At 71.5% G+C, this 23,890-nt stretch carries 25 protein-coding genes and 3 pseudogenes; 17 read left to right on the top strand and 11 right to left on the bottom strand.

Annotated elements, in window-relative coordinates; all coding sequences use genetic code 11:
* Nucleotides 1-161 precede the first annotated feature (161 nt).
* The 6 genes and pseudogenes from ABGB01_RS39670 to ABGB01_RS39645 form a co-directional block, all read right to left on the bottom strand.
* Nucleotides 162-923, bottom strand: a complete 762-nt coding sequence (locus ABGB01_RS39670; protein ID WP_347778939.1) for an ABC transporter permease — start codon at nucleotides 921-923, stop codon at nucleotides 162-164.
* Between the two features lie 26 nt (nucleotides 924-949).
* Nucleotides 950-1,714, bottom strand: coding sequence for an ATP-binding cassette domain-containing protein (locus ABGB01_RS39665; RefSeq protein ID WP_347778937.1), 765 nt, complete (start codon nucleotides 1,712-1,714; stop codon nucleotides 950-952).
* Nucleotides 1,714-1,887 (bottom strand): annotated as a pseudogene (locus tag ABGB01_RS39660) (helix-turn-helix transcriptional regulator); the annotation flags it as partial. The pseudogene ABGB01_RS39660 and the gene ABGB01_RS39665, both read right to left, overlap by 1 nt.
* Nucleotides 1,888-2,407: 520 nt before the next feature.
* On the bottom strand, nucleotides 2,408-2,734 hold the full coding sequence (locus ABGB01_RS39655) for a DUF1048 domain-containing protein (protein ID WP_347778935.1): 327 nt from the start codon (nucleotides 2,732-2,734) through the stop codon (nucleotides 2,408-2,410).
* Between the two features lies 1 nt (nucleotide 2,735).
* Complete coding sequence (locus ABGB01_RS39650; RefSeq protein WP_347778934.1) at nucleotides 2,736-3,092, bottom strand: DUF1048 domain-containing protein; 357 nt, start codon at nucleotides 3,090-3,092, stop codon at nucleotides 2,736-2,738.
* Nucleotides 3,089-3,415, bottom strand: a complete 327-nt coding sequence (locus ABGB01_RS39645; RefSeq protein WP_347778932.1) for a PadR family transcriptional regulator — start codon at nucleotides 3,413-3,415, stop codon at nucleotides 3,089-3,091. The genes ABGB01_RS39650 and ABGB01_RS39645 overlap by 4 nt, the downstream gene beginning before the upstream one ends.
* Before the next feature lie 298 nt (nucleotides 3,416-3,713).
* On the opposite strand from ABGB01_RS39645, the pseudogene ABGB01_RS39640 reads away from it, so the two are divergent.
* The 8 genes and pseudogenes from ABGB01_RS39640 to ABGB01_RS39605 all read left to right on the top strand — a co-directional run.
* Nucleotides 3,714-3,989, top strand: a pseudogene (locus ABGB01_RS39640) (hypothetical protein); the annotation flags it as partial.
* A gap of 555 nt (nucleotides 3,990-4,544) precedes the next feature.
* Nucleotides 4,545-5,483, top strand: coding sequence for an oxidoreductase (locus ABGB01_RS39635; RefSeq protein WP_347778931.1), 939 nt, complete (start codon nucleotides 4,545-4,547; stop codon nucleotides 5,481-5,483).
* Between the two features lie 96 nt (nucleotides 5,484-5,579).
* Complete coding sequence (locus tag ABGB01_RS39630; protein ID WP_347778930.1) at nucleotides 5,580-6,560, top strand: C40 family peptidase; 981 nt, start codon at nucleotides 5,580-5,582, stop codon at nucleotides 6,558-6,560.
* An 81-nt stretch (nucleotides 6,561-6,641) separates the two neighbouring features.
* On the top strand, nucleotides 6,642-6,878 hold the full coding sequence (locus tag ABGB01_RS39625) for a hypothetical protein (protein ID WP_347778928.1): 237 nt from the start codon (nucleotides 6,642-6,644) through the stop codon (nucleotides 6,876-6,878).
* A 94-nt stretch (nucleotides 6,879-6,972) separates the two neighbouring features.
* Nucleotides 6,973-8,061 carry a MoxR family ATPase gene (locus tag ABGB01_RS39620; protein WP_347778927.1) on the top strand — a complete coding sequence of 363 codons (1,089 nt, stop codon included), beginning with the start codon at nucleotides 6,973-6,975 and terminating at the stop codon, nucleotides 8,059-8,061.
* Complete coding sequence (locus ABGB01_RS39615) at nucleotides 8,058-9,395, top strand: VWA-like domain-containing protein (protein ID WP_347778926.1); 1,338 nt, start codon at nucleotides 8,058-8,060, stop codon at nucleotides 9,393-9,395. Before ABGB01_RS39620 ends, ABGB01_RS39615 begins: the two co-directional genes overlap by 4 nt.
* Nucleotides 9,392-10,141, top strand: coding sequence for a hypothetical protein (locus tag ABGB01_RS39610; protein WP_347778924.1), 750 nt, complete (start codon nucleotides 9,392-9,394; stop codon nucleotides 10,139-10,141). The genes ABGB01_RS39615 and ABGB01_RS39610 overlap by 4 nt, the downstream gene beginning before the upstream one ends.
* Nucleotides 10,142-10,253: 112 nt before the next feature.
* The gene (locus ABGB01_RS39605) at nucleotides 10,254-11,327 is read left to right on the top strand and encodes a substrate-binding domain-containing protein (RefSeq protein WP_347778922.1); all 1,074 of its coding nucleotides are present in this window, start codon (nucleotides 10,254-10,256) and stop codon (nucleotides 11,325-11,327) included.
* A 17-nt stretch (nucleotides 11,328-11,344) separates the two neighbouring features.
* Here the strand turns inward: ABGB01_RS39605 and ABGB01_RS39600 are convergent, their stop codons facing one another.
* Both ABGB01_RS39600 and ABGB01_RS39595 read right to left on the bottom strand, forming a co-directional pair.
* Entirely contained in the window at nucleotides 11,345-11,836 is a 492-nt protein-coding gene (locus ABGB01_RS39600) for a (2Fe-2S)-binding protein (protein WP_347778921.1), read from the bottom strand.
* Entirely contained in the window at nucleotides 11,833-12,702 is an 870-nt protein-coding gene (locus tag ABGB01_RS39595; protein WP_347778919.1) for a xanthine dehydrogenase family protein subunit M, read from the bottom strand. The genes ABGB01_RS39600 and ABGB01_RS39595 overlap by 4 nt, the downstream gene beginning before the upstream one ends.
* A 60-nt stretch (nucleotides 12,703-12,762) precedes the next feature.
* Between ABGB01_RS39595 and ABGB01_RS39590 the strand changes: the two genes are divergently transcribed.
* The 7 genes from ABGB01_RS39590 (at nucleotide 12,763) to ABGB01_RS39560 (ending at nucleotide 20,119) form a co-directional block, all read left to right on the top strand.
* Entirely contained in the window at nucleotides 12,763-15,096 is a 2,334-nt protein-coding gene (locus tag ABGB01_RS39590) for a xanthine dehydrogenase family protein molybdopterin-binding subunit (protein ID WP_347778918.1), read from the top strand.
* Nucleotides 15,097-15,165: 69 nt separating this feature from the next.
* Nucleotides 15,166-16,656: an SDR family oxidoreductase gene (locus tag ABGB01_RS39585; protein ID WP_347778916.1), complete on the top strand. Its 1,491-nt coding sequence runs from the start codon at nucleotides 15,166-15,168 to the stop codon at nucleotides 16,654-16,656.
* Nucleotides 16,657-16,694: 38 nt separating this feature from the next.
* Nucleotides 16,695-16,901, top strand: a complete 207-nt coding sequence (locus tag ABGB01_RS39580) for a LysR substrate-binding domain-containing protein (protein ID WP_347778914.1) — start codon at nucleotides 16,695-16,697, stop codon at nucleotides 16,899-16,901.
* 151 nt (nucleotides 16,902-17,052) lie between these two features.
* Nucleotides 17,053-17,604, top strand: coding sequence for a dihydrofolate reductase family protein (locus tag ABGB01_RS39575; RefSeq protein WP_347778912.1), 552 nt, complete (start codon nucleotides 17,053-17,055; stop codon nucleotides 17,602-17,604).
* Between the two features lie 265 nt (nucleotides 17,605-17,869).
* A complete protein-coding gene (locus ABGB01_RS39570; RefSeq protein WP_347778910.1) occupies nucleotides 17,870-18,418 on the top strand; it encodes a DUF1062 domain-containing protein in 549 nt (182 codons plus the stop codon).
* A gap of 284 nt (nucleotides 18,419-18,702) precedes the next feature.
* Nucleotides 18,703-19,851, top strand: coding sequence for a serine hydrolase domain-containing protein (locus ABGB01_RS39565; RefSeq protein ID WP_347778908.1), 1,149 nt, complete (start codon nucleotides 18,703-18,705; stop codon nucleotides 19,849-19,851).
* A 55-nt stretch (nucleotides 19,852-19,906) separates the two neighbouring features.
* The gene (locus ABGB01_RS39560; RefSeq protein ID WP_347778906.1) at nucleotides 19,907-20,119 is read left to right on the top strand and encodes a hypothetical protein; all 213 of its coding nucleotides are present in this window, start codon (nucleotides 19,907-19,909) and stop codon (nucleotides 20,117-20,119) included.
* 157 nt (nucleotides 20,120-20,276) lie between these two features.
* On the opposite strand, the gene ABGB01_RS39555 is transcribed toward ABGB01_RS39560, so the two are convergent.
* The gene (locus ABGB01_RS39555) at nucleotides 20,277-20,909 is read right to left on the bottom strand and encodes a cysteine hydrolase (protein ID WP_347778904.1); all 633 of its coding nucleotides are present in this window, start codon (nucleotides 20,907-20,909) and stop codon (nucleotides 20,277-20,279) included.
* Between the two features lie 13 nt (nucleotides 20,910-20,922).
* Here ABGB01_RS39555 and ABGB01_RS39550 point away from each other — a divergent pair, with 13 nt between their 5' ends.
* Nucleotides 20,923-21,057, top strand: coding sequence for a hypothetical protein (locus ABGB01_RS39550; RefSeq protein WP_347778902.1), 135 nt, complete (start codon nucleotides 20,923-20,925; stop codon nucleotides 21,055-21,057).
* A 62-nt stretch (nucleotides 21,058-21,119) separates the two neighbouring features.
* Here the strand turns inward: ABGB01_RS39550 and ABGB01_RS39545 are convergent, their stop codons facing one another.
* A complete protein-coding gene (locus ABGB01_RS39545; RefSeq protein WP_347778900.1) occupies nucleotides 21,120-22,364 on the bottom strand; it encodes an MFS transporter in 1,245 nt (414 codons plus the stop codon).
* 135 nt (nucleotides 22,365-22,499) lie between these two features.
* Here ABGB01_RS39545 and ABGB01_RS39540 point away from each other — a divergent pair, with 135 nt between their 5' ends.
* Entirely contained in the window at nucleotides 22,500-23,450 is a 951-nt protein-coding gene (locus ABGB01_RS39540; protein WP_347778898.1) for a LysR family transcriptional regulator, read from the top strand.
* A 54-nt stretch (nucleotides 23,451-23,504) separates the two neighbouring features.
* Here ABGB01_RS39540 and ABGB01_RS39535 read toward each other — a convergent pair.
* Nucleotides 23,505-23,882: pseudogene (locus ABGB01_RS39535) on the bottom strand (transposase); the annotation flags it as partial.
* Nucleotides 23,883-23,890 lie beyond the last annotated feature (8 nt).

Raw genomic sequence — 23,890 nt, 5'->3', positions numbered from 1 at the left:
GAAACGCCTGTGGAGCGGGTGTAAGACCTCAACGAGAGTCCTCTCGGACGGGCGACCGGCTGTGAAGCAGGAAGCCTCACGGGCGACCGTGGGAATCCCCCTCGTTTACGAGGGGGAGGATGTCAAGACTTCTCGTGCCGACATGCAGGCACGCGGTCGCCCTAGGAGATCTTGCGGCGGTAGGTCCTCATGGCGAGGACGTAGGCGACGACGAGGATGCCGAGACACCACGCGAGGGCGACCCAGATGTCGGTGCCGAGCGGCTGCCCGGTGAACAGGGCGCGGATGGCGTTGACGACGGAGGTCACCGGCTGGTTCTCGGCGAAGGCGCGCAGCGGGCCGGGCATGGTGGCGGTGGGCACGAAGGCTGAGCTGAGGAAGGGCAGGAAGATGAGCGGGTAGGAGAACGCGCTCGCGCCTTCCATGGTCTTGGCGGTCAGGCCGGGGATGACGGCGATCCAGGTCAGGGCCAGGGTGAACAGGATCAGGATGCCCGCCACCGACAGCCACGCCAGCACTCCAGCCTCCGAGCGGAAGCCCATGAGCAGGGCCACGAGCATCACGACCCCCAGCGAGATCAGGTTGGCGACCAGCGAGGTCAGCACGTGCGCCCACAGCACCGACGACCGCGCGGTCGGCATCGACTGGAAGCGCTCGAAGATGCCGCCCTTCATGTCCATGAACAACCGGTACGCGGTGTAGGCGATGCCCGAGGCGACCGTGATGAGCAGGATGCCGGGCAACTGGTAGTTCACGTACGAGTCGGAGCCGGTGTTGATCGCGCCGCCGAACACGTAGACGAACATCAGCATCATGGCGATCGGCATGACCGCGGTCGTGACGATGGTGTCCGGGCTGCGCGCGATGTGGCGCAGGGATCGTCCCAGCAGGACGGTGGTGTCGCCGAAGAAATGCTTACTCATCATTGTTCCTACGCCTTCGTGGTTCGTTATGCCTTCGTGCCGACGAGGGTGAGGAAGACGTCCTCGAGGGTCGGCTGCTTCTCGACGTATTCGACCTTGGCGGGCGGGAGCAGTTGCTTGAGCTCGGCCAGGGTGCCGTTGACGATGATCCGGCCCTCGTGGAGGATCGCGATCCGGTCGGCGAGTTGTTCTGCCTCGTCCAGGTACTGCGTGGTGAGCAGCACCGTCGTCCCCCGGCCGGCGAGTTCTCTGACGGCCTGCCACACCTCGATGCGGGCCTGGGGGTCGAGCCCGGTCGTCGGCTCGTCGAGGAAGATGACCGGCGGGTTCCCGATGAGGCTCATTGCGATGTCCAGGCGGCGGCGCATGCCGCCCGAGTACGTCGCCGCCTTCCGCCCGCCCGCGTCGGTCAGCGAGAAACGCTCCAGCAGGTCGTCGGCGATCGTGCCCGGATCCTTGAGATGCCGCAGCCGGGCGACCAGCACAAGGTTCTCGCGCCCAGTGAGGATCTCGTCCACGGCGGCGAACTGCCCGGTGAGGCTGATCGACTCGCGTACGTGCGAGGCCTGCGTGGCGACGTCGAAGCCGTTGACGCGGACGGTGCCCGCGTCCGCCTTGAGCAGCGTGGAAAGGATCTTCACGGCGGTGGTCTTGCCCGCTCCGTTGGAACCGAGCAGGGCGAAGATGCTGCCCCGCGCCACCTCGAAGTTCATGCCGCGCAGCACGCGCAGTTCCTTGTACGACTTCTCCAGGCCGTGCACCTGGATCGCCGGGGCTTGCTGAGTCGTCATCATTCTGTCCTGTCTTCTGGCGGGGTGGCGTCGTCGAGCTGTTCGAGCCGGTCGGTCAGGAAGCCCCAGGTTCGCCGGTATTCCCGCCCCTGGTCGTTGAGGGAGTACACCTTGCGCGGCGGCCCTTTCTCCGACGGGACCTTCTCCACGTCGACCAGGCCGCGCTGCTCGATCCCACTAGCAGCGCGTAGATGGGACGCTCGGCTACTTGGTGGTGCTGACTACCGGTACAAAGTAGCACTTACTACTTGTACCTAGCAACACCGAATAGTTGAGGCGGGGAAAGCGGCGGAAGCGCCCGTGACCGCGAGTGCGCAATCAGTGAACTGTCCATGGCATCCACCATGAGTGAAAGCGCTGATACCGGCCTGTTGCCGTGCTGACACGGGCCGCCGACACGACACCGCAGCAGGCCGGCGCCTTCGCGGATCGGGTTCCGTTCGCCGTGCTCCGCTGTAGCGGGGCCCGCAGCACCGGCGCGAGCTCGTCCCAGATGATGGCGGCGTCGTGGCGGTCCGCCTCGGGCATACGGGCTAGGCCGGCAGGGTCGAGACGCCGATCCAGATGGTTGTGTTCGATGACGACCGCGCTCGGAATCTCACCGTCGGCCGCCCGCTGGAGGTGCGGGTGGGTGTCCACCGGCCGAGCGCCGCGGGCGACCGCACGGCGACTTCGGCGGGCCGCCGGCAGGTGTCACTTCTCGGCCGTGCCGGATTTCCCGTTGATGGACTCCTGATAGATGTCCGCGTAGGTGCGCGAGTCCTTGACCAGGTCGTCGCAGAAGGCGGCGACATCGTCGCCGATGAGTTCCAGGACTCCCCTGCCGGCCGCGACGCCCTCCTCGAAGAAGGCGAGGACCCCTGAGAGCAGGGTCCCGTCAAGCAAGTCGACCGGTCCAATTTTGAAGAGGTATCTCTGAATCTCCTTGTAGACGATCTGATAGTCCGGCGGGAGCGCCTTGACCCGCGCCATGTGCGCCCGCCACTGCTTCTTGCCCTCGATGATGTCTCGGATGCCCACGTCAGCCTCCTAGCCTGCCCAATTTCCTTGCGACGTTCCTGTTCAGCTGCTCGCGCCACCGGTCGCGATGGCTCCGAGCCCTTTCTTCGCCGGCCAGTGCCGCGCAGAAGCCCTCGATGTCGTCACCCAGCACCTCGTGGATGCTCTGCTCATCGGAGGCTGTTTCTTCGAGCAACCCCAGAGCGCTGTCGAGAATCGGCATCAGGTTTCGACCTGTGAAGTCCGAGTAGGGATAAAGATGACCCTTGATCTCTTCCCACGCCACCCGGTAGTCGGTCGGCAATGCCTGAGCTCGGGCTTCGAACGCCTTCCACTCCCTGGTGAGATCGCTGCCTGTGATGGTCTCCCAGAAGTTCATCTCCCGCCCTCCTTGAGCTTGTCGATCCGTGATGTGATGTACTCCCATTTCGCCCAGAACGTTGCGAGTTCTTCGCGTCCCGCGTCGTTGAGCGAGTAGAACTTGCGCGGCGGACCCAGCCCGGACGGCCGCTTCGTCGCCTGGACGAGTCCGTTCCTCTCCAGTCGCAGCAGGATGGTGTAAACCGTCCCCTCGACGACGTCGGCGAAGCCGAGTTCGTTCAGCCGGCGCGTGATGGCGTACCCGTAGGTCTCCTCGTTGCCGATGATTTCCAGCACGCAGCCCTCAAGCGTGCCCTTCAGCATCTCCGTCAGGTCGTCCATCGTGGGTCCTCTTCGGTGCTCTTGGTACTTTGCACTACCGAATACCGCTACACAGTATCACAGAGTAGTGAAGCAAGGCGCCCAGCGAGCGGCGAGCGAGACCGCGGCGCCACCGGCCACAAACCTGGCCTGCCCGTGAGATCTCGATGGGGTCGTTGTCGGCGATCACTCCGTACTGGCCGAAATGCAGCCACTCGCCGAAGCCTTTGTAGGCCTCCAAGACGCTCACCCATCGTGATAAGGGAGCGGCCGTTCCGACATAAGCAATCCTTCTGCTGAGCTGCGGAAACATGCCTGGCCCGGCCCGATGGAGATGAACGCGCACACCAACTACACGCTGTGCAAGACCGGCAAGCAGCGGGTCGAGCCCATCCACCCCGAGCTGGAGGAGGCGCTCGAACCCATCCTCGGCGACACCTACCACCTGGTGGTCTTCCAGGAACAGGTCATGGCGATCGCCCAGCAACTCGCCGGATACTCGCTCGGCGGCGCCGACATGCTGCGCAGGGCCATGGGCAAGAAGAAGAAGGAGGTCCTGGACGCCGAGTGGGACACGTTCTTGGCGGGCATGCGCGACCGCGTGATCTCCGTCAGGGGTCGCATCAACGTCCGGGACGAGACGATGAGCATCTACGGCGAGGAGATCGCCCTCCTTGACGTCTCCACCGCGAACACCGCCTCCCCTGTCGTCATCTCGATCCAGGAGACGCGCCTGAACCAGCGGCTGGTGCGGGAGTTCAAGCACATCCTGGCCGCCCATCCCGGGCGGGCGCCCGTACACGTGCGCCTGCACCGCCAGGGCCGCAAGGACCTGCTGCTCAACCTCGAACCCTTCAGCGTCGCCGCCGAGCCGGCGTTCTACGGCGACGTCAAGGCGCTGCTGGGGGCCGGCTCGATCGGCGCGGCATGAGCCCGGCCCGCACGCGCTGCCGCACCGGCGAGTTCCTGGCCGTGCTGCGCGTCCCCCAGCGCTGGACGAGGACGCGCTGCGAGCCGAGCTCGAGGCCTGGCGCCGCGGCGACCTGTGACACCCGCTCCCCGGCACGATCGGCGCGAGCGAGGGAAACCCGGCGCCCCAAGGGTTGCGCCAGCCAAACTGTGCTGACATGATCACACCGAGGTAATGATCATGACTTTCAGCGCTGAGCCCTCCCTTCCGGACCAGTCAGGACGACTGGCGCTGGTCACCGGCGCCAACAGCGGCCTCGGCTACGTCACCGCCCGCGAACTGGCCCGTCATGGCGCCCACGTCGTGCTGGCCTGCCGCGATCCCGGACGCGGGCAGGCCGCCCTCGCCCGTCTCCGCGACGAGGTGCCCGGCGCGCGGGCCGAGCTGCGCCGCGTGGACCTGGCGAAGCTGGCCTCCATCCGCGAATTCGCCGCCCAGTGGGACCACGACCGGCTCGACCTGCTGGTCAACAACGCGGGCGTGGCGATCGGGCCGCTCACCAGGACCGAGGACGGCTTCGAGCGGCAGTTCGGGACCAACCACCTGGGCACCTTCGCCCTCACCGGCGGGCTGCTGCCGCAACTGCTGGCCGCGCCAGAGCCGCGCGTCGTCACCGTCAGCAGCGAGGTCCAGCGTTTCTGCACCTTCAACCTGGACAACCTCAACGCCGAACGCGGCTACAACACGTTCGTGGCCTACATGCGGTCCAAGCGGGCCAACCTCTACTTCGCCATGGAGCTGCAGCGGCGGGCGGACGCCGCCGGGCAGCCGTTACGCAGCATGGCCGTCGTGCCGGAACTCAGCCGGACCAACGTGTTCATGGCCGGCGTCCACAGCAGCAAGGGCCGGCTCTACCGGACCCTGGTCCGCATGATGCTGCGGGTCGCCTTCCGTCCCGCGGAGAGCGGCGCGAGACCGTCCCTGCACGCGGCGACCGCCGCGAACCTGCCCGGAGGCAGCTTCATCGTGCCGCGAGGGCCGTTCCACGCGTACGGCTCCCCCACCCGGTGCACGCGTGCCCCCGGACTCCACGACGCCGCCACCGCTGAGCGGCTGTGGCAGCTGTCCGAGAAGCTCACCGGCGTCGCCTACCGGTGGCCCGAGCCGGCATCCGGCTGACCGGCCACGCCCGGGCGCGCGAGCGGCATCGCTGAACAGCTCCGGGGCGGCCCGCGTATCTCCTCATGACCTGCCGATCGTGAGGAGGCGTCCACAGTGGCCGTTCCCGCAGGGACTGGGCGAACCGCGACGGCCGTCGCGCTGGCGGCGGCCACGATGCTCGGCGCCCCCGGCACGGCCGCAGCCGACCCCTCTCCCGCCAAGGCCAGGGCCAGGCTGGTGAAGCTCAACGAGCAGGCCGACCAGATGGTCGAGCGGTACAACCAGGCCACGGAGGCCCACAAGAAGGCCAAGAAGGCGTACGACACCCTCAACGCCGAGCTCGGGCGCCGGTCGGCCCGGGCCGACGGCCTGCGCCGGGACCTCGCCGCGCTGGCGGCCCGCGACTACCGGCTCGGGTCGTTCCCCGCCTGGAGCGGGCTGACCGGCCGGAGCGACCCCGAGGCGGTCCTCGGCTCCATGGCATCCCTCGACCAGCTCGCGCAGGCCGAGGCGGCGAAGGCGCGCGCCTTCGAGGCCGCGACCAAGGACCTGCGCGAGCGGCGCGACCAGGCCAGAAGCGTCCTGCGCAAGGCCGACGCCGCACGCGACAAGGTACGCGGCGAGAAGGCGGAGGTCGACAAGCTGGTCGACCAGCAGACCAAGCTCCTGCGCCGGCTGGGCGCCTACAACGAGGGCAACCCGAGCAACCCCGGCATCCCGTACACGGGGGCGGCCTCGGGCAACGCCCGCGAGGCGCTCGAATTCGCCTTCGCCCAGGTCGGCAAGCCCTACCAGTACGGGGGCACGGGCCCGGGCTCCTTCGACTGCTCCGGTCTCGTCCAGGCCGCCTGGCGCGCCGCGGGGGTCAAGCTGCCGCGCACCACCTGGAGCCAGTGGAGCTGGGGCGCCGCCCGCCGCGTCCCCCTGGACGACGTGGACCCCGGCGACCTGCTCTTCAGCAAGGGGCTGGGGCACATGGGGATGTACGCGGGCGACGGGAAGATGGTGCACGCGCCGCAGACCGGAGACGTGATCAAGGTGGTCGACCTCGACGACTACTGGCGGGGCCGGCTGGCCGGCGCGGTCCGGCCCTGACAGCTCACCTGCGGCGGCGGCGCGGGTCGACGGCGTCAACTTTTATTGACGTGCGGCCGGTCGTCAACCTAGGATGACGTTATGGAACCCGACCGCATCGCGGTGCTCGCCGAGGCGGTGAACGCCGACGACCCGATCAGCTCGCTCGCGGTCATCGCCGAGCTCCGCCGTGAGCTGGCGCGCCTGGAGGCGGTGACGGTCCGCCGAGCCCGTGCCCAGGGCAACAGCTGGACGGAGATCGCCGCCACTTTGGGCATCAGCAAGCAGGCGGTGCACAAGAGGTACGGCGGCCGGGGCCTGTTCCGCACCCAGGAATAGCTGACAGACACCACACCGGACGTCAGCGTCACGGCTCGACGTTCCGATACATGCTGCGCGGAAACGGTCCGGGCGGCCCGGCGAGGAGGACGATATGGCAGCGCCATCAGTGACACGAGAGGCTCTCGCGGTTGCGGTGACAGCCAATTTGCCGGTCATCGTGTGGGGTGCGCCGGGTACCGGTAAGACGTCCGCGGTGACGGTGCTCGGCGCGGCCATCGGCCTGCCGGTCGAGGTGGTGGTCGGCTCGATTCGCGAGCCCAGCGACTTTTCCGGGCTGCCGGTGCTGCGTGAGGGCAGCACCTGGTTCGCACCGCCGCGATGGGCCGAGCGGCTCGCCGCCGAGGGCGGCGGCCTGTTGTTCCTCGACGAGCTGACCACCGCGCCGCCGGCCGTGCAGGCCTCCATGCTGCGGGTGGTGCTGGAGCGCACGGTCGGTGACCTGGTGCTGCCGGACGAGGTGCGGATCGTGGCCGCCGCCAACCCGCCGGACCAGGCCGCCGACGGCTGGGACCTGTCCGCGCCGCTGGCCAACCGGCTCATTCACCTGAGCTGGACCGTCTCGGCCGAGGACATCGCCGAGGGCTTCGCGGGCGGCTTCCCCGTGCCGGCGTTCGACGTGAAGGACACGGCCGGGCCCGCCGAGGTGGCCGGCGCGCGGGCGCTGGTCGGGGCGTTCCTGCGGGTACGGCCGGAACTCGTGCTCGCGGTGCCGGACAGCCCTGACCGGGCGGGCCGCGGCTGGCCCAGCCCGCGAAGCTGGGAGATGGCTGCCCGCGCGGTCGCCGCGTGCGACCACATGAGGGCCGGCGAGCCGGTCCTGGCCGAGCTGGTGCTCGGCGCGGTCGGTGAGGCGGCCGGGTTCGAGCTGCTTTCCTGGCGCCGCAACCTTGACCTGCCCGACCCGAAGACCCTGCTGAACGACCCCCACACCCGCCTGCCCGAACGCCTCGACCGGCTGCATGCACTGCTCGGTGCGGTGGTGGCATACGTGCACTCGGACGGCACGGCCGACACGTGGGAGCGGGCGTGGGCGGTGCTGGCCCGGGTCGCGCGCACGGCGCCGGACGTGGCGGCCGCCGCGGCGCGGTCGCTGGCCCGCTCCCGGCCCGAGGGCGCGGCCCTGCCCAGGACGATGCTCGAACTCGCGCCGGTGCTGCGCGCGGCAGGGCTCATGCGATGAGCGCCGACGGCCCCCGCGCCCTCGCCTACGAAGAGGCGGTGCGCGCCGGCATCGCCGCCGCACGGCTGTGGGCGGCGCACCAGGCGCCGTACCTCGCCTCGGCCGTCTTCGCCCTCAACCCGGTCATCCTGGAACCGGACCTGGACGAGGACACCGGCGAGCCCGTCGCCGACCCTGACTTCCGCGCCTTTCCCGCCGACACCCGCTGGAATCTGTACGTGGAACCCGGCACCGCGCTGGCCACCCCGGTCGAGGAGGTCGGCTGGTGGATGCTGCACCAGGTGGGCCATCTGGTACGCGGCCACGCGGCCCGCTCGCCGGTGCGGCCGGAAGCGGGCCACGAGCTGAGCCACGCCGCCGGGGTGGTCCGCGACGAGAGGGCCCACCGCTGGAACCAGGCCGCCGACGCCGAGATCAACGACGACCTGGAGGCGGAGAACCTGCGCGGCCCGGCGGGGGTGGTGTCGCCCGCCGAGCTGGGCCTTCCGGTCAACCGCACCGCCGAGGAATACGTGCCGATGCTCGACGTGCTGGCCCAGGCGATGGGCCGCGGCGGGCGGGCACTGACCGAGGCGATCGACTGCGGCAGCGCCGTGGACGGGCAGGAGCGCACGTACGAGGACAGCGGGTCCGGCGACGGGCTCACCCAGCTCGACAGGGAACTGCTCGAACGCTCCATCGCGGCGGGCATCCAGGATCGGATCAGCGCGCGCAGCGAGGTGCCGTCGGGGTGGCGCCGCTGGGCCGAGGAGCGCCTGCGCCCCTCGGCGAACTGGCGGGCCCGCCTGGGCGCGGTGATCCGGCGCGGGCTGAGCACGGTGGCCGGGCAGGTCGACTTCAGCTATCGCCGCCCGGCGCGCCGCGCCGGCGCCTACACCGACATCGTGCCGCCGTCGATGGTGCGCGCGGTCCCGGACACCGTGCTGGTGATCGACACCTCCGGCAGCGTCTCCGACGACGTGCTGAACCGGCTGCTGGCCGAGGTGACCGGGATCATCGACGGCGTGGCCGGCCCCAACCGGCGGCTGCGGGCGTTCTGCTGCGACGTCCACCCCCACCCCGTCCAGGTGGTGCGCCGGGCGAGCGACATCGACCTCGTCGGTGGCGGCGGCACCGACATGCGGGCCGGCATCGCCGCGGCGATGGCCCTGCGGCCCCGGCCCGGCCTGGTCATCGTGCTGACCGACGGCGAGACGCCGTGGCCCGAGCAGCGCCCTGCGGCGCATGTGGTGGTCTGTCTGATCGGCGACGGCGGGCATGCGCCCGACTGGGCGTCCGTGGCCCGCATCCCGGCGGCCCTGCCGCGGCGGACGCCGGCGAAAGGAGAGTCATGACAACGAGCTACGCCGACGAGCCGAGCCCCGAGCCGCTGCACGAGTGGCGGCAACGCGGTTTCACCATCGCCGAGGCCCGGCAGTGGATCGACAACGGCTTCTCGATCGACGACGCGCAGCGGTGGCGCAAGTCCGGCGTCTACACCGCCGCCGACGCGCGGCCGTGGCGCACCGCCGGAGCCACCCCGTACACCGTGGATCTGTGGCTACGGGCCGGCATGACCCCACGGGAGGCGGTGCAGTGGCGCGAACTGGGCTACTCGCCCGAGGAGGCCGCCGACCGGCACCTCGCCGGGGAGCGCCCGCACCCGCGGGGCTGGCTGTGGCGGCTGCTGCACCGTGGCGGGGAGGCGGGCGAGGCATTCGCTGACGAGGAACGCTCCGGCAGCATGCGGGAGCTGCTGGGAGCGGGCGTCCCAGCGAGCCGGGCGCGCGCCTACGTGGAGGCGGGCTGGACCGACGGCACCGCGGTGGAGTGGGCGAAACGCGGCATCGAGGCGGGACAGGCACGGATCTTCGACGCGCTCGGCCTGTCCGCCCGTGAGGCCGAACGGGTGCTCATCTCGGGGCAGGACGCTGTTGCCCTGATGACTGAGTTCTGGCGCGCAGGGGTGCCGATCGACGAGGTGGCGGCCTGGCGCGCCGCGGGTTTCACCGCCCAGGAGGCGGCCCGGATGGGGGCCGAAGGCACCGACGTCGAGCAGGCCAAGGTGCTGCGGGCCCTGACCGAAGGCGATGATTCCTGACAGAGAGGGGCGAGAGCATGCGCTGACTCCAAGGCCGCGATCCTCGCCGAGGGGCTACGCAAGTTGGCGAGGCATCGGGGGTGGCCTACCGTCACTCGCCGTTCGGATCCGGGTGGATGGATTCCTCGCGCTGGCGGCGGGCGAGGACGTCGTGCACGTCCAGCACTGGGCCAGATATGGTGAATGCCGGATATCGGGAGGGTCGATGCAGGCAAGTCGCAGACGTGCCACGCTGGCCACCGTCGCCGCCGCGGCCGGCGTGTCGGTGGCCACCGTGTCCAAGGTGCTCAACGACCGCAGCGACGTCGCACCGGCCACCCGGGCCCTGGTGCGGTCCCTGCTCCAGGAGCACGGCTACGTCCCGCCGCGGCGTGGCCGGACCGAGCCCGGCACCGTCGAGGTGCAGGTGGACGAGCTCTGCGCGTGCTCATCCGAGATCATCAAGGGCGTGATCGAGGCGGGCACCGCGTCAGGCGTGTCGGTCGTCGTCACCAGAAGGGCCACCGGGCCCCTCGACGTGACCGCCGGGCGCCGGGCAGTGATCACCCTCTTCGAGGAGCCGGCCCCGCGACAGCTCGCCGCGCTCTCACGGGCCGGCCTGCCGGTCGTCGTCATCGACCCGCTCGGCCTCCCCGGCGCCTCGGTGACCAGCGTGGGCCCCACCAACTTCGCCGGCGGCCTGTCCGCCACCCAGCACCTGCTGGGCCTCGGGCACCGCCGCATCGCCTACCTCGGCGGCCCCGCCACCGCGGCCTCCAACCAGGCCCGCATGTACGGCTACCGCGCCGCCATGGAGGCCGCGGACGTGCCCGTCCTGCCCGGATACGTGGTCACGCCCGGCTACTGCTATCCCGACGGGGTGCGGGGAGGCGCCGCCCTGCTCGACCTGTCCCCCGCGCCGACGGCCGTATTCGTCGCCTCCGACGAGGCCGCACTCGGCGCGATCCACGCCGCCAGGGCCCGTGGCCTGCGCGTCCCCGAAGATCTCAGCGTCGTCGGCTTCGACGACACGGACGTCGCCTTCATGTCCTCGCCGCGGCTGACCACCGTACGCCAGCCGCTGCGCGACATGGGGGCCGTCGCCCTGCGCACGGCCCTGCGCCTGGCCGCCGGCGAGGAGGTCGAGTCCCGTCACGTCGAGCTCGCCACCGAGCTGGTCGTCCGCGAATCGAGCCTGGCCGCCTGAGCCGCCGCCGCGAGCGATCACGGCGATGCCGGAGCGCCGTCCCCGCGCATCCGCCGCGCGGCGCGGGCCGCGGCGCGGCGGATGCCCGCGTACCCGGTGCAGCGGCAGAGGTTGGAGGCGAGGACCTCGTCCATCCGCCGCTCGTCGCGGTCCAGGTCCGGCTCCTCGGCTAGCGCGCCGGCGAGCAGCATGAGGAACCCGGGCGTGCAGAACCCGCACTGCAGGGCGTGCTCGGCGGCGAACGCCTCCTGCAGCGGATGCGGCCCGCCGTCGCCCGCGAGCCCCTCGACCGTACGGATGTCGGCGCCGTCCGCCTGCACGGCCAGGACGAGGCAGGAGCGGATGGCGGTGCCGTCCACCAGCACGGTGCACGACCCGCAGACCCCGTGCTCGCATCCCAGCGTCGTGCCGGTCAGCCTGAGCCGGTCGCGGAGCGCGTCGGCGAGGCTGGTGCGCGGCTCGACGTCGAGCCGGTGGGTGCTGCCGTTGACGGTGAGCTCGACGTTCATGGTGTTCCCGCGTTCTCGACGGCTCGGGCGAGGCAGCGCCGCACCAGGGTGGCCAGCGCGTGCCTGCGGTAGGCGGCCGGCGCGTGCGGCTCGTCGGCCGGGTCGCCCTCGATGGCGGCTCGCGCCGAGGCCTGCGCGAGCAGGTCAGGCTCCGGCCGCTCCCCCGTCATGAGGCGCTCGGCCTCGACGGCGCGCAAGGGGACGTCGGCCGCGTTGGCGAGCCCGATGCGGACCCAGGCCACGCGGCCCTCGGACACGCGCAGCATGACCAGGGCGGCGGCGAGCGCGAAGCTGCCGTGGGTGCGGCGGTGCTCCTCGAACGCGGCGACGCTCCCCGCGGGCGGGCGCGGCAGCCGCACGCCGGTGACGAGTTCCTCCGGCAGGCAGGCGGTGGCGAAGGGGCCGCGGAACCACGAGCCGGCGGGCACCGTGCGCCGGCCGGACGGGCCGTCCAGCTCGATCCCGGCGTCGAGCGCCATGGCCAGCGCGCACCACTCCGACGCCGGGTGCGCCCAGGCCAGGCTGCCGGCGAAGGTGCCGCGCGCGCGGATGGGCGGGTGGGCGACGTACGGCGCCACCTGGCGGAACAGCTCGGCGAGCGGGTCGCCGAACCGGGCGCGCTCCAGCTGCGCGTGCCGGACCAGCGCGCCGACGTGCACGGACCCGTCCTCGACCGCGATGTCCGACAGCCCGGGGATGCGGTTGACGTCGACCAGGAGGGCCGGGCGCTCGGTCCGGTAACGCAGCTCGATGAGCAGGCTCTGCCCGCCGGCGAGCACGCGGCTCTCCGGCCCTCGCTCGGCCAGCACGGCCACCGCCTCCGGCACCGAAGCGGGCGCTACGTAGTCGAATTGCGGCGGTTTCATGTCTCTCATCCCGGGCATCCGATATCCCACGTTGGTACCGAATGCGGGGGTGTCCAAACATTGCGGTACATCGGGATGCCGCTCGCGCGGCGCGAGGACCCCGACCTGCTCACCGGGCGGGCCCGCAGGGTCGCCGACCTCGATCTGCCCGGCACCCTGGAGCTCGCCTTCACCCGCAGCCCGGTGCCGCACGCGCTGATCCGCGGCGTCGACGTCGCCGCCGCGCTCAAGGAGGAAGGGGTGGCCGGCGCGTGGTCCGCCGCCGAGCTGCCCTACCTCGCCGCCCGTGCCGTGCCCGGTGCGCGGGACGCGCCGCCGTGGCCGCTGCTCGCCACCGGGCGCGTCCGCTACCCGGGCGAGGCGCTGGCCGTGAGCGCCGCGGACACCCGCGCCCGCGCCGAGGACGCCGCGGAGGCCGTCCGGCTGGACCTCGAACCGCTGCCCGCCGTCTGCGACCCGATGGCCGCCCAGGAGGCGGCCGCGCTGATCGGCGATGACCCGATGGCCGCCGAGGAAGCACCTTCGCTGTCCGGCGACCGCGGCAACGTGGTCGCCGAGCGCACCTTCGGCGAGCCGGCCGGCGACGTGTTCGCCACCGCCCCCGTGGTCGTCGAGGCCGCCTACCACGAGCAGCTCCTGCTGCCCACGTCCCTGGAGGCGAGGGCCGTCCTGGCCGGCCCCGGCGACGGCGGCGGCCTGACCGTGTGGGCCTCCCACCAGGCCCAGCACCGCCTGCGCGACTCCCTCGCCGAAGCGCTCGGCATGGACAGGGAGCGGATCCGGGTCATCGTCCCGGCCACCGGCGGCGCGTTCGGCGCCAAGAGCCAGACCTACCCCGAGTACGTGGTCGCCGCCCTGCTCGCGATCCACCTCGGCAGGCCCGTGCGCTGGTGCGAGGACCGCGCCGAGGCCATGCTGGCCGGCCCGCGCGGCCGCGGCCAGAACCAGCGCGTACGGCTGGCGGCCGACGACGACGGCACCTTCCTCGCGTACGAGCTGCTGGTCGACGCCGGCGTCGGCGGCTACCCGCACACCGGAGCCCTCGTCCCCATGATGACCGGGGCGATGAGCACCGGCGCCTACCGCACGCCGCACGTGCACACCCGGGTCCGGTGCGTGCTCACCACCTCCGCCCCGACCGCGTCGTACCGGGGCGCCGGCCGCCCGGAGGCCGCGTACGCGCTCGAACGCACCGTGGACCGGCTCGCCCGGCGGCTCGGCATGGACCCCGCCGAGCTGCGCCGCCGCAACTTCGTCCGCCCTGACCAGTTCCCCTATCTCACGCCGACGGGGCGCACCTACGACTCGGGCGACTACGCCGCCACGCTGGACCAGGCGCTGGCCGCCGCCGGCTACGACGACATCCGCGCCGAGCAGGCCAGGCGCCGCCAGGAGGGCGGGCCGCCGATCGGCGTGGGCATCGCCACGTACGTCGAGCGCTCGGGAGGGCCTCAGGACAGCGACGAGTTCGGCAGCGTGGAGGCCTGCGCGGACGGCACGTTCATCGCCCGCGTCGGGTCCACGTCCACCGGGCAGGGGCACCTGACCGCGTTCGCGCAGGTCGTGGCCTCGGTTCTGGACGTGGACATCGGCCTGGTCCGGGTCGTCGAAGGCGACACCGGCGAGGTCCCGTACGGGTTCGCCACCTTCGGCAGCCGTTCCATGCAGGTGGGCGGGGCGGCGCTGTGGCGGGCCGCCGAGTCGCTGGTCGCCGCCGCGCGCCGCCGCTGCGCCGGCCTGCTCGGCCTGCAGGAGGACGACATCTCGTACACGGGTGGCCGGCTGCTGGCCGGCGCCTCCTCAGAGCCGCCATGCCCGGGAGCCGGCGACGTCCCGGGCGCCGGTCTCGACACGGGCCCGATCACCGGGCTGCGCCTCGGCGAGCTGGTCGCCCGCACCGGCCCGCTGCGTGCCGACGAAACTTTCGCCCCGCCGCAGGCCTTCCCGTACGGCGCGCACGTGGCCGTGGTGGAGATCGACCCGGATCTCGGTACGGTCCGCGTGCTGCGGCTGGTCGCCGCGGACGACTACGGGGTGGTCGTCAACCCCATGATCGTCGACGGCCAGGGCCAGGGCTCGATCGCCCAGGGCCTCGGGCAGGTCCTCTACGAGCAGGCGGTCATCGGCGCCGACGGCATTCCGTACGCGCGCTCCCTGCTGGACTACCTCCTGCCCACCGCCGCCGACATGCCGCCGGTCACCCTGCTGGAGACCGTCACGCCCAATCCCAACACGCCGCTGGGCGCCAAGGGCGCGGGCGAGGCCGGCTGCATCGGCATCCCGCCCGCCGTGGTCAACGCCGTGTGCGACGCGCTCGACGTCGACCACATCGACATGCCCCTGACCCCCGCCGCGGTCTGGGCGGCGGCGGCCCGGCACGGCTCACGCGCGTGACCCTTTCCCCGGACGCATGAGGACGGCGCGGCGGGGAAACGGAGTGACAACCGCAGGAGGGAGCGCCGGATGGTCAACTGCCTGGTCACAGGGGCGACCGGCTACATCGGGGGACGGCTGGTCCCGGAGCTGCTGGCCGCCGGTCACGACGTCCGGTGCATGGTGCGCTCGGCGGCCAGGCTGCGCGACCTGCCGTGGGCCGACCGGACCGAGGTCGTCGAGGCGGACGCCACCGACCCCGAGCAGACGTACGAGGCTCTGCGCGGCATCGACGTCGCCTACTACCTGATCCACGCGATGGGCACGTCCGGCCGGTTCGCCGATCAGGACCGCCTGGCCGCGCGCACGTTCGCGGCGGCGGCCGAGCGGGCGGGCGTGCGGCGAATCGTCTACCTGGGCGGGCTGGCCGCCGACGGGCGGCTCTCCCCGCACATGAGCTCCCGCGCGGAGGTGGGCGAGATCTTCCTGCGGTCGAGCGTGCCCGCGGTGGTGCTGCGCGCCGCCGTGATCATCGGCTCGGGCTCGGCGTCGTTCGAGATGCTGCGCTATCTCACCGAACGGTTGCCCGTCATGACGACGCCGCGCTGGGTGCGCACGCCCACGCAGCCCATCGCCATCCGCGACGTGCTGTACTACCTCGTGGCCTGGGCCGCCGTGCCCGGCGAGGTGAACCGGAGCTTCGACATCGGCGGCCCCGACGTGCTCACCTACGCCGACATGATGCACGGGTACGCTGCCGTGGCAGGGCTGCCGTCCCGGGTGATCGTGCCGGTGCCGGTGCTCACCCCCACGCTGTCCAGCCACTGGGTCGGCCTGGTCACGCCGGTGCCCGCGGGCATCGCGCGCCCGCTGGTCGAGTCCGTACGCACCGAGGCCGTCTGCCACGAGCACGACATCGCCCGTCACGTACCCGATCCCGAGGGCGGGCTGACCGGGTTCCGGCAGGCCGTCTCCCTGGCGCTGCAGAAGATCAAGGAGGCCGACGTGGCCACCCGCTGGTCGTCGGCGTCCACGCCCGGCGCGCCGAGCGACCCCCTCCCCACGGACCCCGGCTGGACCGGCGGCAGCCTCTACATCGACCGCCGCGACAGACACGTGAACGCCAGTCCCGAGGCGCTTTGGCGGGTCATCGAGGCCGTCGGCGGCGAGAACGGCTGGTACTCCCTGCCTGTCGCGTGGCAGCTGCGGGGCCTGCTCGACCGGCTCTTCGGCGGGGTCGGGCTGCGGCGCGGGCGGCGCGACCCCGCGCGGCTGCGGGTGGGCGACGCGGTCGACTTCTGGCGGGTGGAGGAGGTGCTGCCCGGCCGGCTGCTGCGCCTGCGCGCCGAGATGCGCCTGCCCGGCCTGGCCTGGCTGGAACTCGGCGTCCGCGAGGAGGGCGGCCGCACCTACTACACCCAGCGCGCGATCTTCCATCCGCGCGGGTTGCTCGGCCACCTCTACTGGTGGGGGATCTCGCCGTTCCACGGGCTGATCTTCGGACGGATCCCGGTGAACATCGCCGCCGCGGCGGCCCGTCCACCCCGCCGTGCGCCCGTCAGCGTGCGAGGGCGAGGCTGAGCGAGGCGACGGCCAGCGCCAGGAAGCCGCCGCGCTGGGTGGCGCTGCCGTCAGGCCACCCGCTGGCGGCCCGCGAGCAGATCCCCTTCCGCGACCTGTGGGACGAGCCGTTCGTCGCGGCGCCGGGAGCGACCGGACAGTGGCGGGACTACTGGCTGGCCGCCGGCGAACGCGAGGGCCGTCCGGTCCGCGTCGGCGCCGTCATCCAGGACTTCGTACGCTGCTGCCTGGCCACCAGGCCATGACGGTCGCCTCCCCAGGCCGGCACGTGTCCGGCGGACCTGCCGGAAGGCGACCTGAAGCGAATCGTAAGGTGTCCCCTCCACGATGGGAGCCACAGCTGAGCGGCTCCCGTCACGACCGGCGGAACGCGTACTGGCATCAGGAGGACCCGGAATGCGCAAGATCATCAACTCGACCTACATCAGCCTCGACGGCGTCATCGAGGACCCGGCGTGGACGATGCCATACTTCGACGACGAGGCCTCCGCGTTCGCCGGCGAGCAGACGGACGCGGCCGACGCGCTGCTGATGGGCCGCCGCACGTACGAGGGTTTCGCCGCCGCCTGGCCCAACCAGGACGAGAGCGACCCGAGCACCGGCGCGGCCTACTTCAACAACGTCAAGAAGTACGTCGCCTCCACCACCCTCACCAACCCGGAGTGGAAGAACAGCGAGGTGCTGCAGGGCGACCTCATCGAGGAGGTCACCCGGCTCAAGGCCCAGGAGGGCGGGAACATCCTGATGTACGGCTACGGCACGGTCACCCACACCCTGGTCAAGGCGGGCCTGGTCGACGAGGTGCGGTTCTGGATCACCCCGGTGTTCGTGGGTGGCCCGTCGGTCTCGGCGCCGCTGAGCGACGTCCAGACCACGCTGACCCTGGCCGCCACCAAGGTGATGAAGAGCGGCGTGATCATCGCGACCTACACGCCGGCCGCCCGGTAGCGGCTCCGCCGCCGGAAAACCGGTTGAGCCTTCCTCCGGCGTTGCCATAGGTTGCCCGCGACCCCGTCGCAGTGAGGACAGAGGACACAACCGCGTGACCCCGCCTGCTCTTTAGACCTGACACCTTCTTCAGCTCACCTTCAGGCCGGCCCTGCCGCCGGCTCTGCCGGGCTGCCCGCGTGCGCCCGGTCGTACAGCGTTCGAGGCCGCGCGCAATCGGCCTCGTGTCAGGTCTAGAGAGATCATGTCTTCACAACCTCATACTGTGCTGCCCTGGGTCGTCCGCCGGACCAGGCTGCCTCTGCTGTCGCTTCGGTGCGTGGACTGCCGGTCGTCATCGGCCACCACCGGCGAGGGCAGGTTCCGCGTCAACGCCAACGCCAAGCTGCTGGACGTGTGGCTGCTGGTCCGCTGCGTGTCCTGCGATCGGACGAGCAAGCTCACCGTGCACGAGCGAGCGCCGGTCAGATCCTTCGATCCGGCCGAGCTCGACGGCTACCACGCCAACGATCCGGAGCTGGTGGCCTCCAGGCTGCTGGATCCGGTGTTCGCCCGGCGCAACCGCGTCACCCTGGACTGGAAGGGGGCCTGGCGGCTGGACGTCCCGGCGGCATGGCTCGACGAGGGGTGGCCGGTCCAGGTGGAGGTCGTCTTCGACGATCCGGTGCCGGTGCGCCCGGAGCGGCTCATCGCGCAAGGGCTCGGCCTCAGCAGGAACGAGGTGCTGCGCCGGGTCAAGTGCGACATTCCGCTACGCCGAACGACGAGCGCCGGGTTCGCCTTCACCGTGATGGCAGGGCACCAGGCCCAGTAACCCCCGTAGCCGGGCCGTGTTTCACGGCTCCGGGCGGGTGAGGTGGAGGGGGCAAGCCGGTCGGGTCGGACAGGATGTCAATAATGGCGATCTTGCCGTCGAGATGGTGAAGCTCATGACGGAGATGAGCATGGGGCGTCACGATCGCACTCCTCTCCATCGGCAAACGTCATACCGGTGACGCATCAAACCAGGAAAGGTGACCGCGAACGCACCCGGTCACCTTTCCTCCGGACCATCCGTCATGCCGGCGACCAACACTCACTCACGAAGGGTTGCCGACGATGAGCAGGACGGATGTCCACGGAACGGTCGCGGACGGCTTCGAGCAGGTACGCGAGGAGTTCGCCACGGTGGTGGCCGAGCAGGACGGCCAGGTGGGTGCGCAGCTGACCGCCTACGCGCACGGCCGTCAGGTGGTGGACCTGTGGGCTGGGGACGAGGTGAGCGGCGACACGCTGACCGGCGTCTACTCCTCCACCAAGGGCGCCGCGACGCTGGTGGTGGCGCTGCTGGTGCAGGAGGGGGTCCTCGACCTGGATGAGCCCGTGGCCCGGCACTGGCCGGAGTTCGCCGCGGCCGGCAAGGACGTGATCACGCTGCGGGACGTGCTCACCCACCGCTCCGGCGTCATCGGCGTCGACGGCGGGCTGACGGCGGCCGAGCTCGCCGACGACGCGGTGATCGCGCGCCGCCTCGCCGCGCAGCGCCCGTACTGGCGGCCCGGTTCGGCCTACGGCTACGGCGGGTTCGTCTCGTTCGCCATGGCGAACGAGGTGATCCGGCGCGCGACCGGCCAGTCGCTGCAGCAGGTCTACGACGAGCGCGTCCGGATCCCGTACGGGCTGGACCTCTACCTGGGGTTGCCTGAGTCGGAGGAGGGCCGGTTCCGGCCGATCCAGTGGTGGACGGCCACGCCGGAGCAGGAAGCCGCGTTCTGGTCGAACGTTCCTGGCCCGCACAGCTTCCTTGGCATCGGCTACGGGCTCAACTGCACGCCGCCGCTGGATCAGGCGGCCTTCGTCAACGACCGTGTCGTCCGCGCGAACGGTCAGGCGTCGGCCGGCGGGGTGGGCAGCGCGCGCGGCCTGGCCGGCCTGTACGCGGCGGCCGTCTGGGGCATCGGTGGCCGGCCCCCGCTGCTCGAGCCGGACACCGTCGCCGAGTTCTCCATGCTGCACTCCACCGGCGGCGACCTGGTCCGCGGCGACCAGGGCAACTACGCGCTCGGGTTCCAGACCAAGGGCCTGCGATATGCGTTCCTCAGCGCGAACGCGTTCGGCCACGACGGTTCGGCGGGTTCGGAGGCCTTCGCCGACCCCCGCACCGGCATCGCCTTCGGCTACACTCGGCGCCGTTTCGGCTTCGGCTGGTCCTACCCCGAGCACGACCGGCTCGCCGCCGCGGTCCACCGCACCGCCACCGCCCTTTGAGGAGCCGAACGCCAGGCCGTAGCCGGACTCCGGCTCCTGTGCCTGGGCGGGGGCGGTGGAGGCGCCGCCCGGTGCGGCCGCCACCGCCATGACCAGGGCGGCCAGGCCCAGCGCGCCGCCGATCTGCTTGGCGGTGTTCATCAGCCCGGAGGCGGCCCCCGCATCGGCCGCGGCCACGCCCGAGGTGACCGTGGCGGTCAGCGGCGTGTTCAGCAGGCCGCCGCCGAGCGATATCAGCACGGCCGGGCCGAGGACGGCCGTCAGGTAGTCCTGATGCGGCTCTGCCACCAGAAGCCGGCCGCGAGCACGACTCCACGAGCCGAAAAGATGCTCTGGGAGGGAGGTAGTCGCATATCGTCAGCGGCCAGAACCGAGGTCTGGCCGCTGACGGCGATCCTCTGACGGTCGCTGATCATCATTGACGGTTATGCCCTGCCGGTCTTTGCCCGATCAGAATGACTTTCGTGCAGGAGCGACCGCAGTTCGGCGGTGTCGACGATGTGGGCCAGTCTCGGGAAAACGCTGGTCATCAGGGTCTGTTGGACTTGCGGGTCCGGGTCGGTCACGCCGTCGGAGAGGACGTAGAGCTGGTAGTCGCGGTCGGCGGCGTCAGTGACGGTGGACAGGACGACGCCGCTGGTGGTGATGCCGGCGATGACCAGGGTGGTGATCCCGCGATCCCGCAGTTGCCGGTCCAGGTCTGTCGTCGACAGCGCGCCGTAGCGGGTCTTGCGGACGGTGATGTCGCCGGGTTCTGGGGCAAGCTGATCGTGAAAGGCGCTGTCGGGCTCCTCGTGGTGCATGAGGTGCTGCCGGCCGAGGAAGGAGAACGTCTTGTTGGCCGGTGGGATCGCCGCCCAGTCGGCTTCGGTGAATCCGACCCGCACGTAGGCGATGGTGGCGCCGTGCGCTCGCATGTCGGCGATGGCACCGGCCACCCGTGGCAGCAGCGCTTCCGGGTTGGCCGGGCCGGGGAGCGAGGCCAGGATCCCCTGCTGGTAATCCATGACGAGCAGTGCGGCCGTCCGGGGGTTCAGCGGCGGCGGCGTGGCGGTCATTTTCTCTCCTTGGGTGATGAGGGGCGCCCTGACACGCGAGATCGCGCGCCAGGCCCGGCTACACGTTGGGCACGTGAGCCACGATGTGCTGCGCCGCGACCCCATCGGCTGCGGCGCGAAGGCCGTCACGCTCGTCGCCGAGCTGTAGGCGGAGGGGCGAACCGCTCCGAAGGGGCCGCGGCCCGATCACGGTGACGGCTGTGGCGGCCGTCAGGCGTGGTTCGGTGTCGGCTCCGTCTCAGCGAGGAGCGCCGCAGAGCGTCGGGGGAGCAGCAGCGGAGTCGCCAGCAGGAGCACGCCCGCCAAGCCGATGGCCGTGCGCGGACCGAGCAGGCCGCCGAGCACGCCCCAAACAGCCGTCAGGAACGCGGTCGAGGCTTTGGTCGTCACCGCCCAGGCGGACAGCGTGCGGGCGGCCCGGTCGGGCGCGGTGCGCTCGAGGCGGTAGGTGGCGCAGACGGGGTTGAAGACCCCGCAGCAGAAGATCAGCCCGAGCTCGACGCCCATCACCAGCAGCAGCCCACCGGTCCCCGGTCCCACGAGGACCAGCCCGACGGCCCAGATCGCGCGCAGCGTCCCGGCCACGATCAGGACCCGGTGCTGCCCGAACCGGGTGACGAGTGGCCGGGCCAGCCGCGAACCGAACAACCCGCCGATCGCAGGCGCGGCGAAGGCGAGGCCGTACTGCCACGGCGCGAACCCGAGTTGGCCGAGCATCAGGACGGCCAGCAGCGCGTCGGTTGCCATCACCAGGCCGTTGAACAAGGCGGTGTTGAAGAACAGCGGACGCAGCGTCGCGTCGGCGAGGATGTACCGCCAGCCGTCGAGCAGGTCCCCGGCCCGCATGCGCGCGGCCTGTCGGCGCTCGGGCCGCGGCTCGTGGCCGCCCGCCGCGCGGATGCCCAGGGCCGAGAGCAGGTAGCTGAACGCGTCGGCCACCACCGTCGCCACCGGACCGAGCAGCCCGACTGCGGCGCCGCCCAGCGGCGGTCCGATGACCGTGGTCGTCCAGGCCGTGGACTCGAAGCGGGCGTTGGCGACGAGCAGATGCTCGGCCGGCAGCAGCGTCTTCAGATAGGCGCCGGAGGCGGCGCGGAAGGTGATGTCGGCGGCCGCGACGACGACCGAGACCAGCAGGAGCTGGACGAAGGAGAGCACGCCGAACGCGAACGCCGCCGGGATCGTCAGCAGCGCGGTGAACCGCACGAGGTCCATTCCGATCAGCACCGGCCGCTTGCGGCGGAAGTCCACCCACGGGCCCAGCGGCACTGCCACGGCCGCGCCCGCCAAAGCCCCCACCGAGGACAACGCCGCGACCTCGGCCGGTCCGGCGTGCAGCACCTGGATCGCGATCAGCGGGAACGCGCCGAAGGCTAGCCACGTGCCGAGCGCGCTGGTGCCGTACGCTCCCCAGAGCCACCCGAACTGCCGCCCCAACCGGTGCCCGCTCCGCATGCTCAACGCTCCTCGCCCCTCACTCGCACAACCGATCCGCGACCGGAAGCATCAAAGCGCGCGCCGTACCGAGGGATCAAACAACTGCGAAGCCTGTGGCCACAACGAACAGTTGTACTCGTAAGGTGTGTCCACATGGACCTCAACACCGTCCGAACCTTCGTCGCCGCCGCCGACGCGGGGCAGTTCCAGGAGGCCGCCGCCGATCTGGCGGTCACCCAGCAGGCCGTCTCCAAGCGCATCGCCGCGCTGGAGCGCAACCTCGGGGTGCGGCTGTTCACCCGCACCCCGCGCGGCGCCGAGCTCACCATCGACGGGCAGGCGTTCCTGCCCCACGCCCGCGAACTGCTCCGGGTCGCCGAGCGGGCGGTCGCGTCCGTCCGCACCGGCAGCCGTCCGCTGCGCGTCGACGTGATCGCCTCGCGCAGCGCGCAGTCGGGCCTGATGCGCGGCTTCCACCGCGCGCACCCCGAGATCGAGCTCGACGTGGTGATGCTGTTCGACATCGAGACGGCCGTCGCCGCCATCCGGTCCGGTGCGATCGACGTGTCCTTCCGCGCCGTCGGCATGCCCGGCCGGCCCCTTCCCGAGGACATCGAGTCCGTACAGGTGCTCGACGAGGCGCTCCAGCTTCTCACCGGGCCTGCCCACGAGTTGGCGCACGCCCGGTCGGTGACGCTGACCCAGCTCGCCGCGCACCGGATCTGGATGCCCGGCATCGTCTCCGGCACTGAGTGGGCCGCCTACTACGACGACCTCGTCGCCGAGTTCGGCCTGACCATCGAGGCGACCGGCCCCAACTTCGGCTCCGACGCGCTCCTCGACACCATCGCCGACACCCCGGCCCTGGCCACCTTCATGGGCGAGCACACCCGCCTCGTCTGGCCCGCCGACCACGGCCTGCGCCGCATCCCGGTGACCGACCCCACGCCGGTCTACCCGCACTCACTCCTGTGGCACCACGACAACCCCCACCCCGCGCTGGCCACCCTCCGCGCCCACCTCGCCGCCGCGGCGGCCAGCCACGACGCCGCCGAGACCTGGGCGCCGGACTGGGCAACCCCGCGGTCAGCTTCTCGGCCGTGAACTGACCGAGCTTGCAGCTCCTCGCCGTCGATGGCTTCGATGGCGAAGTCCGCGTCAGGCAGCGTGACTCACTGCCCAGCCCGTCTCACCGCGTGCGGCGATGTTGCGGGCTGCGTTGACGTCGGCGTGCTCAGCGAAACCGCACGACGTACACGAGAAGGTGGCCTGGTCAGGCCGGTTGCGCTTGTCCACATGCCCGCAGTGCGAACACTGCTGTGAGGTGCAGGCCGCATCCACGGCCATCACCGCCACTCCTGCCCGGACCGCCTTGTAGGCGATGAAAGCTCCGAGCTGGTGGAAACTCCAGGAGTGCAGCGTGACCCGCTGGGGCTTGCGAAGCCGTACCCGTTCGCGGATGCCCTGGAGATCCTCCACAGCGATCCCGCGCCCGGTGCGTTCTGCCTCGGTCACGAAGCTCTTGGCGACCGCATGAGCCCGTA

The sequence above is a fragment of the Nonomuraea sp. B5E05 genome, from assembly GCF_039880665.1.
Classification (GTDB): domain Bacteria; phylum Actinomycetota; class Actinomycetes; order Streptosporangiales; family Streptosporangiaceae; genus Nonomuraea.
This window is presented reverse-complemented; position numbering and strand designations above follow the sequence as displayed.

Bases quoted from the DNA above. Each gene is read 5' to 3' on its own strand.
- ABGB01_RS39670 (WP_347778939.1), bottom strand. From the start codon at position 923: ATGAGTAAGCATTTCTTCGGCGACACCACCGTCCTGCTGGGACGATCC.
- ABGB01_RS39665 (WP_347778937.1), bottom strand. From the start codon at position 1,714: ATGACGACTCAGCAAGCCCCGGCGATCCAGGTGCACGGCCTGGAGAAG.
- ABGB01_RS39650 (WP_347778934.1), bottom strand. From the start codon at position 3,092: ATGAACTTCTGGGAGACCATCACAGGCAGCGATCTCACCAGGGAGTGG.
- ABGB01_RS39645 (WP_347778932.1), bottom strand. From the start codon at position 3,415: ATGGACGACCTGACGGAGATGCTGAAGGGCACGCTTGAGGGCTGCGTG.
- ABGB01_RS39635 (WP_347778931.1), top strand. From the start codon at position 4,545: ATGACTTTCAGCGCTGAGCCCTCCCTTCCGGACCAGTCAGGACGACTG.
- ABGB01_RS39625 (WP_347778928.1), top strand. From the start codon at position 6,642: ATGGAACCCGACCGCATCGCGGTGCTCGCCGAGGCGGTGAACGCCGAC.
- ABGB01_RS39620 (WP_347778927.1), top strand. From the start codon at position 6,973: ATGGCAGCGCCATCAGTGACACGAGAGGCTCTCGCGGTTGCGGTGACA.
- ABGB01_RS39615 (WP_347778926.1), top strand. From the start codon at position 8,058: ATGAGCGCCGACGGCCCCCGCGCCCTCGCCTACGAAGAGGCGGTGCGC.
- ABGB01_RS39610 (WP_347778924.1), top strand. From the start codon at position 9,392: ATGACAACGAGCTACGCCGACGAGCCGAGCCCCGAGCCGCTGCACGAG.
- ABGB01_RS39600 (WP_347778921.1), bottom strand. From the start codon at position 11,836: ATGAACGTCGAGCTCACCGTCAACGGCAGCACCCACCGGCTCGACGTC.
- ABGB01_RS39595 (WP_347778919.1), bottom strand. From the start codon at position 12,702: ATGAAACCGCCGCAATTCGACTACGTAGCGCCCGCTTCGGTGCCGGAG.
- ABGB01_RS39585 (WP_347778916.1), top strand. From the start codon at position 15,166: ATGGTCAACTGCCTGGTCACAGGGGCGACCGGCTACATCGGGGGACGG.
- ABGB01_RS39575 (WP_347778912.1), top strand. From the start codon at position 17,053: ATGCGCAAGATCATCAACTCGACCTACATCAGCCTCGACGGCGTCATC.
- ABGB01_RS39565 (WP_347778908.1), top strand. From the start codon at position 18,703: ATGAGCAGGACGGATGTCCACGGAACGGTCGCGGACGGCTTCGAGCAG.
- ABGB01_RS39555 (WP_347778904.1), bottom strand. From the start codon at position 20,909: ATGACCGCCACGCCGCCGCCGCTGAACCCCCGGACGGCCGCACTGCTC.
- ABGB01_RS39545 (WP_347778900.1), bottom strand. From the start codon at position 22,364: ATGCGGAGCGGGCACCGGTTGGGGCGGCAGTTCGGGTGGCTCTGGGGA.
- ABGB01_RS39540 (WP_347778898.1), top strand. From the start codon at position 22,500: ATGGACCTCAACACCGTCCGAACCTTCGTCGCCGCCGCCGACGCGGGG.